At 44.8% G+C, this 15,701-nt stretch carries 8 protein-coding genes; 4 read left to right on the top strand and 4 right to left on the bottom strand.

The features are described from left to right. Positions 1-63: 63 nt before the first annotated feature. Positions 64-3,951 carry a DUF5979 domain-containing protein gene (locus UL82_RS10705; RefSeq protein WP_052735952.1) on the bottom strand — a complete coding sequence of 1,296 codons (3,888 nt, stop codon included), beginning with the start codon at positions 3,949-3,951 and terminating at the stop codon, positions 64-66. A 746-nt stretch (positions 3,952-4,697) separates the two neighbouring features. On the opposite strand from UL82_RS10705, the gene UL82_RS09535 reads away from it, so the two are divergent. The 4 genes from UL82_RS09535 (at position 4,698) to UL82_RS09520 (ending at position 11,102) form a co-directional block, all read left to right on the top strand. Then, complete coding sequence (locus UL82_RS09535) at positions 4,698-7,133, top strand: HtaA domain-containing protein (RefSeq protein WP_046441499.1); 2,436 nt, start codon at positions 4,698-4,700, stop codon at positions 7,131-7,133. An 875-nt stretch (positions 7,134-8,008) separates the two neighbouring features. Beyond that, positions 8,009-8,431 carry a hypothetical protein gene (locus tag UL82_RS09530; RefSeq protein ID WP_046440671.1) on the top strand — a complete coding sequence of 141 codons (423 nt, stop codon included), beginning with the start codon at positions 8,009-8,011 and terminating at the stop codon, positions 8,429-8,431. Beyond that, positions 8,421-10,136, top strand: coding sequence for a SpaH/EbpB family LPXTG-anchored major pilin (locus tag UL82_RS09525; protein ID WP_046440669.1), 1,716 nt, complete (start codon positions 8,421-8,423; stop codon positions 10,134-10,136). The genes UL82_RS09530 and UL82_RS09525 overlap by 11 nt, the downstream gene beginning before the upstream one ends. A 42-nt stretch (positions 10,137-10,178) precedes the next feature. Then, positions 10,179-11,102: a class C sortase gene (locus tag UL82_RS09520; protein ID WP_046440667.1), complete on the top strand. Its 924-nt coding sequence runs from the start codon at positions 10,179-10,181 to the stop codon at positions 11,100-11,102. Between the two features lie 245 nt (positions 11,103-11,347). Here UL82_RS09520 and UL82_RS09515 read toward each other — a convergent pair whose 3' ends face one another. Genes UL82_RS09515 through UL82_RS09505 form a run of 3 tightly spaced genes read right to left on the bottom strand, consistent with a single transcriptional unit; the run spans position 11,348 to position 15,677 of the window. Further along, positions 11,348-13,147 (bottom strand): ABC transporter ATP-binding protein, encoded by a 1,800-nt coding sequence (locus tag UL82_RS09515; RefSeq protein WP_083966470.1) that lies wholly within the window; start codon positions 13,145-13,147, stop codon positions 11,348-11,350. Further along, positions 13,144-15,087 (bottom strand): ABC transporter ATP-binding protein, encoded by a 1,944-nt coding sequence (locus UL82_RS11500; protein WP_232009486.1) that lies wholly within the window; start codon positions 15,085-15,087, stop codon positions 13,144-13,146. The genes UL82_RS09515 and UL82_RS11500 overlap by 4 nt, the downstream gene beginning before the upstream one ends. After that, positions 15,087-15,677, bottom strand: a complete 591-nt coding sequence (locus UL82_RS09505; RefSeq protein ID WP_046440665.1) for an MptD family putative ECF transporter S component — start codon at positions 15,675-15,677, stop codon at positions 15,087-15,089. The genes UL82_RS11500 and UL82_RS09505 overlap by 1 nt, the downstream gene beginning before the upstream one ends. Between the last annotated feature and the right edge of the window lie 24 nt (positions 15,678-15,701).

Below are 15,701 nucleotides of genomic sequence, written 5' to 3'. Positions count from 1 at the left end.
AGGGGGTTGAGCTATTTATCTGTGATCAATCGTGTTTGAGCAACACGATTGATCTAAGAAGTATTAGCTTCTTCTCCTACCACGTGTGTAGAAGACGATAAGACCACCAATCATGGCTAGAAGTAGTGCTAACAGTGCTATCAGGTTCACTGAGGCACCGGTATTAGCAAGACCACTTCTACCTGTACCTGGTTGAGTCTTACCTGATGGTGCAGGTGTAGATGATTGTGTCACAGGTGTTGATGGTACAGGTGGTGTCACCTGGGTTGTTACCGGTGGAACAGGTTGTGGTGCCGGTGGGATTGGTATCGGGATAGGGATTGGAATGATCGGTGGAACCTGATGCGTCGTAGTTGGCACAATAGGCTCCGACGACGTGGTAGTCGTAGTCGTTGGTGTTGACGACGATGTGGTTGGCACCGGTTGCGTAGTCGAGGTGGTAGGAACAGGTTCCGTGGTCGTTGTTGTAGACGACGTAGTCGGAGCTGGCTCTGTAGTTGTCGTTGTCGCAGTCGTAGGAGCAGGCTCGGTGGTCATTGTTGTCGACGACGTCGTTGGAGCAGGTTCCGTTGTTGTAGTCGTCTCCGTTGTCGGTGGAACTGGAGGAACAACAGGGGTGTACTCATTTATCGCAGTAACAATCAAAGGATCATCAGACTGCTTACGTGGTGTTACCTTAATCGGATCCTCAGACTTTGGTTCACCATTGATTAACCACTTCAAAGTATGAGTGTAACCATCTAGTTTCTCAACACCGGTTTCTTTGATCGTGCAGGATGAATTCAGTGGCAGACCGCTAATAAGAGAACCTTGACCATTACCGAGTTCTACTCGACCCGTCTTGGAAGGCTCACCGTCATCAGTAATGCACTCCCATTCGAAAGTAAACTTCTTACCTTTTAGTTGAGCTCGCGCATCAGCATCTTTCACTTCTTTAACCAGTGTAAACTGACCCAACTCAGGTCCAGGCTTTTTAACTGGAGTGTATTCATTTCGTGCCTGAATAGTTAACAGAGTTTCAGAACCAATAGTGAAACTAAACCTGTTCCCCTCTTGTTTTACTTTTTCTCCATCAACGCGAAGTTCATGGGTAAATCCATTAACCTTGGCCGATTCTTCCGTCTCGGTAACAGTACAGCTGGTTCCTACTGGAAACTCTTGACTTTCAAATTCACCCTTGTGCTTGACCATGAAGTCACCAGTTTGTTTATCTCCTTGGCCTTCTGGTGGGGTGCATTCCCAGGTGAACTTGAATTCATGCGCACTCAGCTTTTCATCAAAGCTAGCTGTGTTGTCTTCATGGATAAGTGTAGTGGTCTTGGTGACCTTAAACTTACCCTTTTCAGGCTCAGGCTTCTTGACTGGGGTGTACTTGTTGTGTGCATTAATGCTCACCATCCGCTGAGAATCAATAGTAAAGGTAAGTTTAGTCCCGTCTTGCTGGATTTTATCGTCATCAACAACAAGTTCATGCGTGTATCCATCAAGCTTGGCAGATTCTGCATCCTCGATAACGGTACAAGTGGTACCTAGAGGAAAGTCTGGACTCTTAAAGGAGCTTGTGTCTTTAACCTTAAACTCACCGGTTTGCTTGTTCCCGTGTTCTTTTGGCGGAATGCACTCCCAGGTGAATTTGAATTCGTGATCAGTGATTTTTTTATCGTTAATCCAAGTACCATCGCTGTTGAAACCTGCAGCGTACTTGGAAATCCTGAAGTTACTGGTTTCAGGCTTCTTCTCTGGGGTGTACCGATTGACTGCAGTGATACCTACAGTAACTTTGGAATCAACCTTGAAAGTTAATCTATTTCCTTCTTTTTTAACTTTCTCGTCATTCACACTGAGCTCATGAGTATACCCATCAAGCTTGGCAGAGTCTTCGTCCTCAGTAATAACGCAAGTAGAACCTAAAGGAATATTCTCTTGCTTATGAACTCCCTTGTCTTTGAGTTTAAAGGAACCAGATTTTTTGTCCCCTTGCTGGTTGTGTGGAGTGCACTCCCAGTTAAACGTAAATTCTTTTGAACTGAGTTCTAGATTTACTGTTCTATCACTGCGCAAAGTCTGCTTGAGAATAGTAAAGCCACCAGTTTCAGGTTCAGGCTTTGGCTCAACAGGCTTATATGTATTAACAGCACCAAAAGTACCAATAAATTTGGCCTCAGTAACGGTAAACGTATAGCCATCTTTGTCTTGAGTCCGGCTATTAGTTTCGCTGTTTACTTGCCATTCTAATTTTTCGTAGTTATAGCCTTCAACATTTATGTCAGTTTTGTTTTCAGTTACTGTGCACTTGGTACCAATAGGTAATCCAGAGATGAGGGAACTGATTTGTCCATTTGCAAGTTCAACTGTTCCGCGTCTCTTTTCTGCTTCTCGCCCGTCGACGTTAGGAGGAGTACAAACGTAATCAAGCTTGAACTTTTTGTCTTTAATCTTGTTACGGAATTCTTCAGATGTAGTATCATCAGTAACGATTGCTGTCTTACCCAGCGTAAAGCTTCCGGTTGGTTCTTCAAACTTGTTGGTAACAACAACATGGATAGCTTCTGCAAATTTTTCATCAACGACGAAATCAATCATAGAAGCAGAGCCGATGCTCTTAACGTCCTTATTTTTTCCGTAAGCTACCCAGGATACGGTGAGTTTTCTTCCATCTTTTTGTGCTTCGGATATATTTTCTTTAACAACGCATGTCCAGCCTTTATCTAGGTCGTCGATGTGCATGAGATCTTCATGCTTGAGTGTCAAAGAACCATTTTTCTTAGAATTGCCTTGAGGATCTTTACACTCATAAGTGAATGTGTAGTCCTTGGCTTTGTCCTGTGGAGTTCCTACGACACTTTTTTCAACAGTAAAACCACCCTTACGACCGAATCCTTGACCACCGGAGTTTGGGAAGCGAACCTGACCTTCAACCTCAACAGTGTCAATCTTGGCTTTGTTTGTCACGATGCTACCTGGAGCAGGCTTGGTTTTTGTAACAGCCGTAAGCGTTAATATAGGACCACTTTGTTCGTCGAGCCCCCGAGGAAAGCTGACAGATACCTGCTTTTTGTCGCAGTTGATGGTGTAATTGTGTCCATCTCGGAAATCTTCAAGATGAGTTACGTTAGTAAAACCGGTTCGTGTTCCTCCACTGGGGGATCCGTCTCGATCATAGATTGCGTGACGAATTTGTTTCGGTTTATTGTCCTGCCCCTGAATAAAAGATGAAACGTATACCGGAGCATAACCGTCGTTATCATTACCATCACAAGTAAAATCCCAACCAACTGGGGCGATATCCGTAACAGTTACCGGTATGTCTTTATGTTTTTTAGGATTAATACCTACCGACCACTGGATGATATAGTTACCATTTTTCTTATCGTAACCACGATATTCGCCAATCTTAGAATCATCATGAAATAAGCCACCTTCGCGTTTTTCAAATTGTCCGTTTAATGTGTCATTACCGCAACCATTGAAACGTAATTGGCCATTAAAATTGTCGCTGGTATTCCATGCGACAGAGAGAAACACTTTACCGTGAACATCGAAGTGACGATCCTGGAAATCGGTTAAGGTGACAACAAATTTCTTTTTTTCATTATCCCATTGACCAGTAGCAACGATTTCACCTTTGTTGTCTTTAAGAACAACGAGACCTGTATCGACACCTTTAAGTTCTTTAGGTAGGTCGAATTCAAATTTACTTCCAGCTTCAGCTTCTTTTTTCGCTGTCCAGTCGAATTCAACTTCAGCATACCCACTAGGGCCTACATATTTACCATCATGAATGTTAGGGCTGTTTTTCCTCCATTGAAGATTTGACCAGTTACCGCCAGCACATTTTTCTTGCCCTAAGACGGTAGGTGCGTAGTGGGTGACAAGAGGAATAGAGCTTGCTACAAGAAGCAACACAAAAAGCACCACCAACCAAGGATTCTTTACAACACCCTTAGACATAGTGCGCTTTATAACTGATATATTCATATTCTTTTTTCCGTACCCACTACCCGGATGAGCCATCAAGGGGGTGAGTAACCGTAGGGGATTTGGATTACTAAAAATTAACTTTCTGAGAAAAATTAATACCGATGCTTCAAATATTTGATTTTCCTTATGAGAGATTTCAATATTTTTTCACATCACTCCTGGTGAGGATACTTTCTGTGAACCGTGTATGCAATTGCAACATTAAAAAATCCTAAGATTTTTGCTTTAGAAAAATATGGGGTAGTTATTTTTTGTGGTGCATCTTAAAAGGGGTGCGGTGGTGTATCTCTGAAAAGATGCGGTGTCATGTTGGGCTGGGCGGTAATTCCTAGTACGGCACCCGTGCACTTCTAATATTTTTGCGTTTCGTTATGTGGGGGGCGGATGGGTGGCGTCTGTGCCGTTTATTAATGTTTTTCTCTCCTTATATATATGCGCTTCTTTTCCCCCGTTTTCTTTTCCTCTGTTTATTGGGCACGTAGTAGCAAGGTGGGAATGTGAAAATTGGTTTCATTGGAGTTGGCTGCCGCAACCCTGATACTTGGGGCGTGATAACCGGTGGGTCTATGAAAGAAGTTTTATATCGAATGGCGCAGCTAACCGTGGGGGTATACCTGGGGCTAATTAAGATATAGTTAAGTTAGGTGAAGCTATCTTAAGGAATTATGATGTCGCCGTTCCCCTCATTAGATTCATTGTTGAAATGGAGTCGTTCGTTGAAGAGTCAACGTTTTCGTCACATGCTGACAACAACGGTAGCGTGTGCAACTCTTATGTCTCTTATAACTCCTCGTGCTTTTGCAGAACCAGCAGCAGAGGTTTCTCGGAATATTGATACTGTTCAGAGCATCGACACGGAAAAAGACTTTACGGTTACCGAAGAGGTAACCACAGATACCCATACTGTTGATCAGGCTGATTCGAAAAATATCACCGATACCTCAAAAGACCTTGATAAAGAAGACCTCGCTAAAGACATTAAGGATGCAGCAGACACTGCAGCCACTACCGGTGAGAAGACCTCAGCTCCTAAGAGTCCTGAGGCTGAAAAACCTGCTAAAGCTGAGGAAAAGAAGAGTCCTGAGGCTGAAAAACCTGCTAAAGCTGAGGAAAAGAAGAGTGCGGATAAGAAGAGCACTGAAAACGCCTTAACCTGGGGTGTACGCTCTTCTTTCAACAATTACACCGGTGGCCCTACCAAGGTGTTTGACGGTGCTGAGCAAAATGAGCAGAAGAACCAGTTCACTTTCCAGCTATATTCTGTTACTTACGATAAAGATAAAGAAAAGCTTGAAGCGAAGTTTAAGGGCGGTGTGCACTATCAAAAGTATTGCACTGATAACACCAACCACACTGGTTGTGAGCTGGATCTAAAGATTGAGAACCCACGGATCGTTATGAGCAAAGAGGGCTCTCATGTATTCGCTAAAGTTTCTTCGAAGAAGTATAAGTCTGCTGAAACTTATACCAATGAGGGTACCGACGATACTAAGCCCTTAGCGACGTTGTACACAGCTAATGCACGTTTTGAAGAAAAAGACGGCAAAGTCATTTGGTCGGAGATCCCAGCGCTGCTTACTAAAGACGGTAGCGAAATGTTCTCCGAATTCTATCCTGTTAACAGTGCGCTTGATTCGTTGACCTTTAGCTTTGAGAAGTCAAAACTTAATGGTTCCAGTGGGGACTATAAGCGTTTGTCCACGGATAACGCTAAGTATGTTGTGGCTGCAGAAAAGTTTGACAATGACGTTAAATATGAACAGCACCGTGAGTTGTTTAAATTTAAGGATCATGTCATTGTCGCAACCTCTGATCACCGTTTTACCCCTGAGAAGAACCCTGGCTTTGCACTTCTTGATCGTGACCTTAACCAGAAAGCCTCAAAGAACTTGAGGCTAAACAATTATGGTGCGGTTGCCTTCGATGAAGCTAATGGTGATCTTTACTATGTTGCGAAAAAAGAACCTGAGGGCAATGGTGGAAACCGGAATCTCCCAGCAAATGATGATCGAAAAGTTCTTCATAAGCTTCACGTAGATGTTAAAGATGGTTTCAAAGAAGCTAGCGTAGTTCATACGTTTGCTGATGAGATTACAGCTCTTGGATATAACCCATATACCAAGCAGGTTGTAGTGGTAACTGAAAAGCAAACAGCTATTGTCAACCAAGCTTCTATTTCTCCGATCAACCTGCCTGAGCAAAGTGAGCTAGCGAAACAGGGTGATTTTACTAATCCTGAGAACCTTTATGGTGAAGTGACAGATAGCAACCCAGAAGTTAATGAGCTTCTACCTATGAAGGATGGTTCTTTCGTTCTTAACGGTGATCTAAGCCGAGCTAAAAAAGGTGAGCAAAAATATTATGGTCTGATGGTGTCCATCAATCCTAAGGACACCAAGAATCCCGCTAAGCTTTTGAAGGATTCGGCAACCGAGTCAGCAGATATTGATTCTAGTGCTGCTCATACAAATGGTGAGACCATTATTCGCTACAACAAGAACGTGTCTGAAGAATACGCGGTCGCACAGTCCTTCAAGTTCAATAATGGCTCTTTGGCCAAGGAAAGTGCTGGCGTTGTTAAGGGTAAAGATGCCGATATCAAGAACTGGGGCAATGCTTTTGTCCTAGAAGATGGCATTGTTATGGCACTTGATGCTAAAGACGGCATGATCAAGCATGTCGATGCAAAGCTGTTCAAGACCATCTCGGATGAGAAACAAGATGAGTATGGTCGGAAGTTTGAGCCGATTGCCCTTCCTAAGGGGGCGAAGACTGGTTCTCATCAGCATGGTGCAATTTTGCAGCTTGATAAAGGAACTTTCTATGTTCCTTCCTATGAGGATGTAAAAGGTGAATCTGAGGAGACGTATGTTCTCCGCAAGATTTATGATCCGAAGTTTACTCCTAAGCCTCATGAGCAGGAGCGTGAGTTCCCTAATTTTGATGAGGATAAGGACAATGGCGATAACAATAATAACGATGGTCGCGACGGTAATAACCACAACAATGATGCCGGTAGTGCTCTTTCTAAGACCTGGGCGACCATTCTTGGTGTTCTCGGTGCGCTTGGTGGCATTTTAGGTATTTTTGGGGTGGCCAACCATTTCTTTGGTGATCATATCCGTCATCTCATTGATCAGTTCCGTCGCTAAATTAAGAATTTTTTATTTATCTTCTGAATAAAACTGTTAAATCGCCCTCTGCTAGTTAATGAGTGGAGGGCGATTTCCGTATATTTAGTGTGTTTTAGCTTAGAAGAATATTTTTAGAGCTTATCGACGTTTAATCTATCTGCCCTAGGTGCGCTTCACTAGTTGTGTTAGTTAATGCGTATGCATTAACTAATGTTCAGCAAATAGTGGGAAAAAATTTATTCCTTTTATATTGCATATTTAGGAATTGCTAAAAGTACGCAATATTTCAACTGTGTTGTTCCCTTGGTTATTGGTCGGTATGGAAACCGAAAATGTGATTAATCACAATACCTAAAACTTTATTCCCGATTTTTCCGTAACAATTTGCTTACGGCTTCATGGAAAAATGTGATCAGGTTAGCCTAATTCTTAAATAATGCTGTGTCGATACATTCTTGCCTGAAAGAGTTCTATTCCACTTGCTTTTACCGGTTTTATTTACCACATCATTGAAGGTCAGGGTGATGGCGGCGATGGACAATCCTTGACTCCAAAGCGCTCTTCTTTCAGATATTTTCCTTGCAGTTACCTTAGGGGAGATGTATCGAATTATATTCACATCATTTTTGGGGATGTGAAAATTAGGTTTTTCTTACTGAGTTGAGCGTGTGGAATTCTTTACTTGAAGATGATACGTTATGTGTGAACTGCTTAAGTGTCGCTGATGCATAGGTATGTCTCTAAATGATGCAGTATTGAACCCTGCCGGAATTTATTAATTTACTTAATTAATAATGAGAGTTTTAGCTCTGAATAGATAGTTAAGTGCTTTCTATTGCGTTAAGACTCGTGTGTGGGGTTGCACTTTTGGAATTTTAAGGAACAGTACACGGGTGTTTAGCAATAACCTGCGCTGTGTGGAAGTGGTTACTTCACGTGGTGTAGTCGCTTATCGCGGCATTGTTGTTGCCGGTGTTAAGAACTTTGAAAATCAGTACGCAAGTCAAGCAGTTGGCATGCAGTCAGAATGGCTGTTGGTCTTCTATGTCCATGTAGGAGATCGAGCAAATAACAAAATTTACTTCTGCACCATGATTTTCCCTCATGGTGTAGTTGTTGTGGCCGGTTCGTTGGGAAACGAGATGGGTAAGAGCGTTCAGCTGCCACAGCTTGGTAGTCAATCGACGGGTTCCCTTTGCTTGCATGACAATGCCATGGACATTAAGCCCCTCCTTAGTGGCGTGCTCCTCAAAGCGCCGCAAAGCCTAAAAGAATCTCTTATGTATAAATTAAGAAAGGATCAATATGCGTGCTGATAAGACGTCTATTGGCCGCCGGGTTATTGCGAGCCTTGGTGTTGTAGCTTTGCTGGCGAGCGGCTCGTTTGCTCCCGTTTCTGCGGAAGAATCACTCGGCGGAGCTGGTGCTGCGCAGAACAACCAGGCAGCTGCTGTTTATTTTGGCAATGTTGATAAGACTAAAAAAGGATCTGTAACGATCCATAAGCATGAGCACCAAGATGGTAGTAAGCCTGCTGTTGTGGGTAATCACCGTACCGGTGAGTACACCGGTACTCCTGCTGAGGGTATTGATGGTGTCAAATTTACCTATTTCAAGCTTGGTCTTGATCTAAGTACACAAGCAGGTTGGGATGCACTCCAAAACTATGGGACTCCTCCTAACGCATGTACCGGTGATGATCTCTCTGCTGAGGTTAAGCAAAAGTTTCCTCAGGCCACTAAAGTTGGAACAGTAACTACCGCTAATGGTGGTAAAGCTGATGTGACTGGTCTAGATGTTGACGCATATCTCTTCTGTGAAACTGATGCACCAGCTGACGTTGTTGACCGTGCAGCACCATTCATCGTTACTATTCCTTTCCCTGATACTGCGGAAAATCAGCAAAATCTTCCTACACCAACAAATGCTTGGCTCTATGATGTTCACGTCTTCCCTAAGAACGGTAAGACCAAACTAGGCAAGACTGTTGAACAGCAAGAACAGCATGGCTTGAGCATTGGTTCTGAAGTTCGCTTCCCAGTGACAGCTCAGGTACCTCGTATTGCTGACGGCAATGTATTTAAGCACTTCTACATTGTTGATCCTATGGATCCACGTTTTGCTCAGGATTCTCTTGGCGTTGAGTCCGTAACTCTTAACAATCTGCCTTTGACCCTGGATACCGATTACAAAGTTACTGTTACCGGTAGCCTTGTTACTGTCTCCTTTACTCAATCGGGACTCACCAAGCTTAAGCTTAATCCTGGCACGGAAGTTAAGGCTATCTTCAAGGGCAAGCTGGAAAGGCTTGATCATGCCGGACTTGATGCCGGAAAGATTAAGAACCGTGCCTACGTTTACTCTGATACCGAGCCAAAACCAGGCGACGATAACCCACCAGCAGAGCCTCCTACCACTCCACCAACCACCCCACCACTGACTCCTCCTCCAGGACCTACCCCTCCAGGTGGCACCCCTGAGGTCAACACTTTCTGGGGCGATTTGACCCTGAAGAAGGTTGATGCTGGAGATAGTGATACTCCACTAGAGGGTGCAAAGTTCAAGGTTTATCCTGCGGCTGATCCTTACCCAGCCACTGCTGATCAGTGTTCTAAGGACTATGGTAATAACTCTGCCATTAAGAAGGCTGGTACTACGGGTGAAGATCTAGAAGCAATTTCTGATAAAGACGGCAAGGTTGAATTCAAGGGTCTATTCGTTTCTGATGATCAGAATGATCCAAAGTCGAAAGAATTCCGTTGCTACGTGGTCGTAGAAACTGAAGCTCCTGCTGGCTTCGTTACCCCGCAGGGTGAGAACGCTAAGTTCGCTGTTGCTGTGAAGATCGGCAAGAACGCAGAAGGCAGCTACGACTTGACTGTAAAGAACAACAAGCGCGACACCCCTGATCTACCTCTTACCGGTGGCCAAGGCGTTGCTCTTATGCTTATCGCTGGTGGTATCCTTATGATCATCGCCGTTGGTTCAGGCTTCGTATTCGTTCGTCGTATGCGCGGCTAGTACCGGTTTGCCTCTCAATCCCTAGGATCAAAAGTTTAAAGTATGACAACAGTGACCGCTCAGCCAGAAAATCCAATTGAGGATTCTCCAACCGAATCAAAGAAATGGGTCTTCTCCTGGCTTGCATGTTTTGCTTGCGTAACGGCTGTGGCGGCACTTCTTGTCGGTCTCTACCCCGCCACCGCGTCGTGGTTTTCCGCACGTGAACAGGCGCGAATTGTAGATAGCTATGGTTCCCAAATTGAGAATGCAAAGCCGCGTAGTTCTAGTGAGCTCATGGCTTTGGCACATGAGTACAATGCGCAGCTAAGCGCAGGTGCTTCGTTAGACGCGTGGGCTAATATCCCACGCGGTACCGGCATGGTAGAAGATGTAGTCCCGTACAAAGACCAGTTGCGTTTTGACGGCTCAGATGTCATGTCACGTATCCGCATTCCAAAAATTAATGTGGATCTGCCTATTTATCACGGTACTGATGATGAAACTCTGCTCAAAGGTGCCGGCCACTTGGAAGGAACTTCTCTTCCAGTCGGTGGCTTAGGAACACACTCGGTGATTACCGCTCACCGTGGACTAGCAGAGGCAACCATGTTTACCAACTTAAATAAAGTTGGAGTCGGAGACCGCTTTACCGTCGAGACTCTCGGGGAAGTAATGACCTACGAGATTCGCGACACCAAAGTGGTTAGCCCGGAAAACACTGAATTTTTAAGAGCCAACGCAGACCAGGATTTGGTTACTTTGGTGACATGTACCCCCTTGGGTATTAACACACACCGCATTTTGGTTACCGCAGAGCGAGTAACACCAACACCACAAGCAGACATTGAAGCTGCCCGTGCAAAAGCCGAAGTTGGTTTCCCTTATTCCCTCCTAGGCTTAGGAATCGGCATCATCATCATCGGAATCCTATTCTGGCGTTCCGGCTATCTCGCCGTTAAAAAACCACACACCGATGATGAATAGCAACTAGAACGTACAAAACACACACTATTGCCCACCAGAAGAGAACTTCTGGTGGGCAATAGCACATTATGGGTTAAAAATAGCCCACCCCATTGCGGCCAGTGTACTTACAGCTGTACCATCAAAGAATCTTCTTCCCAGAAGAAAAAGCTAGCCTGCCAGTATTTCTACCCTGGCAGGCTAGCCCATTTTTCTCATCAATTAACTCAAGTCAGCGACCAACCCTGAGCATTCTTCCGTGCCTGTCACAACCTTCGATAGACACCATCAGAATGAATAAGCTCATCATGAGTACCCACCTGCGTTAAGGCACCGCTTTCATCCAACACCAAAATCTGATCAGCATTACAAATAGTATCTAGCTTATGCGCAATAACTAACACCGTAGAACGCGCACGAAGATCAGCAATAGACTGCGAAATATGGGCTTCATTTTCTGCATCCAGAGCCGAAGTAGCCTCATCAAAAAGCACAATTGGTGCACCTTTTAATAATGCCCGTGCTACAGAAACACGCTGACGCTCACCGCCAGAAAGACGCTTTCCAGCTTCACCAACACGTGCCTGCCAGCCACCAGGCAGACGCTTGGCAATCTCAGCAACCCCCGCGAGCTCATCAGCTGCTCGAACCTCTTCATCAGTAGCATCCGCGCGCCCATAGCGAATATTTTCCGCCAAAGTTGTGTCATAAAGATATACATCCTGGAACACCATGGATAGTTGCTCCATGAGCTGCTCGGTAGGCTGATCACGCACATCAACCCCACCTACTGTAATCTGACCACTCGTTGTCTCCCAGAAACGTGCAATCAATTTAAACAGAGTGGTTTTACCACTACCTGAAGGACCAACAATAGCTGTTAAACTGCGCGGAGGAATAACAAAATCAATATCTTTCAATACCGGATAATCAGGATCGTAGCCAAAATGAACCTGATTAAATACCACTTCGCCAGGTCGATTTAACACAGCGCGCTTAGTTGCTTCCGGAAGCTCTGGAGTAGCTAAAATCTGCTGGATTTCGGTAACCGGCTTACGTGAGACCTCAATGGCGATCGCAAATTCAGCAAGTTCGTTAAGAACCGTCGAAAAGCGCAGCGATATCCCAGCAAAAGCAACAGCTGCTAGCGGATCCAAGATGGCAGTAGAGCCAAGGAAAATCGACACAATAATCAAAGCGCAGCTCAGTGCTTGCCCACTTAACCCGTGAATAATATTAGCTGTAATACCTAACCAAAGATCTTTATGCGCAGCACGAAGATAAGTTTCCTTAGCCTGAAGCAGCGGCCGATAATTACTGGCCTGCCCACAGGAACGCAGCGAAGGCTGAGTAGCACTAAACTCTAAGATCCGATCGGCATAAGCAGTACTAGTGGGAAAAACTATATTTTCGCCGCGTGCTTTAAAATGCCTGGATGCTGTAGTTGCTAGGAACATTACCGGGATAGTAGTTAAAAGGATCAAACCTAGTTGCCACGACCAGAAAAACGCAAGGATAGTCATGGTTACTGTGGTACTGAGTCCACGCACAATTGGGCCGACAAAATGCGCAGCACCTTGACCAACATTCATCATAGAACTGGTCATTAATTGAGAAAGATTTGTACTGAGCGCTTGAGTAAAAAGTCCCAATGGAATGCGCGTGATTTTATTGCCTAATCGAATATTTAACTGGAATAAGGCATCAATAGCTGATAGATAGCTTGCCGTGGCCTGAAAATAGGTTGCTACTGAAGCAATAATTGCAAGACCAACAAGTACTACCACCCAGCCTATCCACTGCATCCCCAAAACAGCCTCACCACTGATAAAAGAAGTAATCGCTGGGATAATCGTAAAAATAGCAATGCCTTCTAAAACACCAATCAGGCCTGCCCAGAAAAGGCCTTTTTTAAACGTGTGGTAGCCCTTATGAGTAAAAATAACCCGGTATGCGTCGAGAAGAAAAATATCTACCGCCCATTGCAGCCACGCATTATGCGCCCTAGGGTTAGCTTGCTGGGTATCCGGGGACGGAGTGTGGAAGTTATTAGTATCTTTACTCATACGAGATTTCCTTTAAGTTGCTTCCAATATGGATGCTCAGCTAATTGCTCAGCCGTTCCCAATGCACTGATTCGACCCTGGTCAAGAATGCAGATTTGATGCGCACCCATCACAGATTCCAGATGGTGACCAATGGCTAAAACAGTACGCCCACGCGCTAAGCGGTTAAGTGCTGCCTGGATATGTGCCGCACAATCTGGGTCGGTAGCAGTGGTAGCCTCATCGAGAATAATGATGGGCGTATTAGCAAGCAGCGCACGCGCAATAGCAATGCGTTGTTTTTGGCCTCCAGATAAATCAGTATCGACTCCAAGGACAGTATCGAAGCCGCGGGGTAATGCGTCGATTTCCTGAAGGATGTGTGCATCCTTGGCCGCCTGGCGGATACGCTGCATGGACGCATCGGGATCACTGAGCGCTATGAGCTCAGCAATAGAAAGTTTTTGCAAATAAGGATTTTGCAGCACAAAAGAGACCGTGGAATAAAGTTCTTGTTCAGAGAAACTTTGAAGATCTTTGCCCCCAATAGTAATAGAGCCTAATTCGGGATCGGAAAAGCGGGCTAACATAGTAGCTAGCGTCGACTTTCCCGACCCCGAATGGCCAACGAGGGTAGTTACAGTTCCCGGCTTACACTCGATGCTTACATCGCTGACCGCTGTAACTAGTTCGTTATCTATTCGATAACTGTAACTAACATTACTGAATTCGACGACCCCAAGAGGAGTGGAGGGAGTGGGTGCATCGAGGTAATGGGAGGGAAAAGCTTCTGAGGAAGCCTGGTCACCTTTCATTATATCAACAAAACTATCAATAGTGTTAGTGTCTACCGTTTGGGGTGTGGCTACGGGGCTGATTTTTTGGGTTATTGGTGTGTCTGGGTAATCAATTTGCTCGGTGTTCAATATGTCGATAATACGTAGCGCTGCGTTGCCTGATTGTTGGTATGACCAGGCAGTATTGGATAAAACTTCTAGGGTTCGCGGCAGTACTAGCGCAATTAAACAACATACCAATACTTGTGGCACAGTCGACCAACCTAATTTAGTGATAAATAGGCCACAACCGATAATAATTGACATTAATGTAGCGGTAGAGATCGTGGCAACCGCTATAGATGAGGCTTTAATAAGTTGACCGCACCAATCCCAATAAAAGGTACTAAAAGCTTTACAAGCGGCAGAAAACCGAGAATGTACCTTTCCGGTATGACCAAAATTCTTAAGAACATAGATACCTTCGGTTAGCTCCACTGCTACCGCAGAAATATCGGCTAATTTATCATCCATTTCTGCGGTTTTTGAGCCCATATCTTTCATGCAGAACATTTGCAGTCCGATATAAATGGGCAAGGTTGCTAAAGAAAGCAGTCCTAGCCGCCAATTCACGCTAAAAGAATATATAAGCAATAACACTGGGGTAGTCGCTGCCGCCGTGTATTCCACTGGCGCATGTGCGATGAGCATGTGGATCTGCGTGGTATCGTCCTGTATCGCTTTGCGCACTCGGCCATGAGCGGTATCGCTAAACCACGATAGCGGGGCACGTGCCAAGGTAGCGATGATTTTGTCTTGAATAATGCGGCGAAGTTTGAGATCGGCAAAATGAGTGATACTTAATGCGAGAAAATAGAGGGAACCTTGAGTAAGAAAAGCATAAATTAAGATCAGCCCTTGTTGTTGAAGTGCGTGAGTATTTATCTCACCAGGGGCAAGTAGAATAGAGCCAATCTGGGTTAACGCATAATATGGGGCAACACCGGCTATGCAGGAAGCGATAGTAAGCACCCTGCTAATCAGAATCCGAGTGGCTACGGGAGCCATGAGTTCTTTTAATGCTCGCTGGGCTTGTTTGCGCTTAGTTTTATACTCGTGAGTGGTTTCTTTTACTGTCGGTCGGGTAACCAAGAGTTGATCGTCGGGAGTTACATCTTTTGACATTAGCGCGTTAATCCTGCCCGGTGGAAATGCTTGCGTGCTGTTCTTGCACCTAACCAACCACTACTCAAGGCAACAATAAAGATGACTACTGCCCAGATACCGATGATGGTAGGTGTAAAAAGGGAGCGCATGGAATCGGAATATTCTTGTCCCATGGTTGCGGTGATGGTTTCGTAGTAAGCATCGGCATTAAAAATAATGGGGATAAGCGGTACGACTATCCACAATTTGAAAACGGCATAAGCCAGGATTGCGCGGGTGGCTTGTAAGGCATCATTTTTGCCACAGTTACTCATGATCAGATCTGCGACAAAGCCAAATAGTGGGCACGCTACTAGAACCAGTGCAGTATGTCCTGGAGTCATAATCAATCCAGTAATCAAACCTACAACGCTTAGTGTGCCCACTTTAGGCACTCGTGCCATAAGTAACATGAGAACAATTCCACCTAGCACGATGCCGATGATCCAGCCGACAAACATAAATGGTGGGCCAAAGAACCCTAACATGCCTGGGATATAGAACGAGAGAATATAAACAACACTAAAAATCGTAATATTAACCAGATCGCGAACGTTGATTTTCTTCATAAAATCTTCCTTATCGAAGTAGAC

Origin of the sequence: Corynebacterium kutscheri (assembly GCF_000980835.1) — a bacterium.
Taxonomy (GTDB): Bacteria; Actinomycetota; Actinomycetes; order Mycobacteriales; family Mycobacteriaceae; genus Corynebacterium; species Corynebacterium kutscheri.
Note: the sequence above shows the minus strand (reverse complement) of the source record. Positions and strands in the feature narration are given on the sequence as shown.

Bases quoted from the DNA above. Each gene is read 5' to 3' on its own strand.
- UL82_RS10705 (WP_052735952.1), bottom strand. From the start codon at position 3,951: ATGTCTAAGGGTGTTGTAAAGAATCCTTGGTTGGTGGTGCTTTTTGTG.
- UL82_RS09525 (WP_046440669.1), top strand. From the start codon at position 8,421: ATGCGTGCTGATAAGACGTCTATTGGCCGCCGGGTTATTGCGAGCCTT.
- UL82_RS09520 (WP_046440667.1), top strand. From the start codon at position 10,179: ATGACAACAGTGACCGCTCAGCCAGAAAATCCAATTGAGGATTCTCCA.
- UL82_RS09515 (WP_083966470.1), bottom strand. From the start codon at position 13,147: ATGAGTAAAGATACTAATAACTTCCACACTCCGTCCCCGGATACCCAG.
- UL82_RS11500 (WP_232009486.1), bottom strand. From the start codon at position 15,087: ATGTCAAAAGATGTAACTCCCGACGATCAACTCTTGGTTACCCGACCG.
- UL82_RS09505 (WP_046440665.1), bottom strand. From the start codon at position 15,677: ATGAAGAAAATCAACGTTCGCGATCTGGTTAATATTACGATTTTTAGT.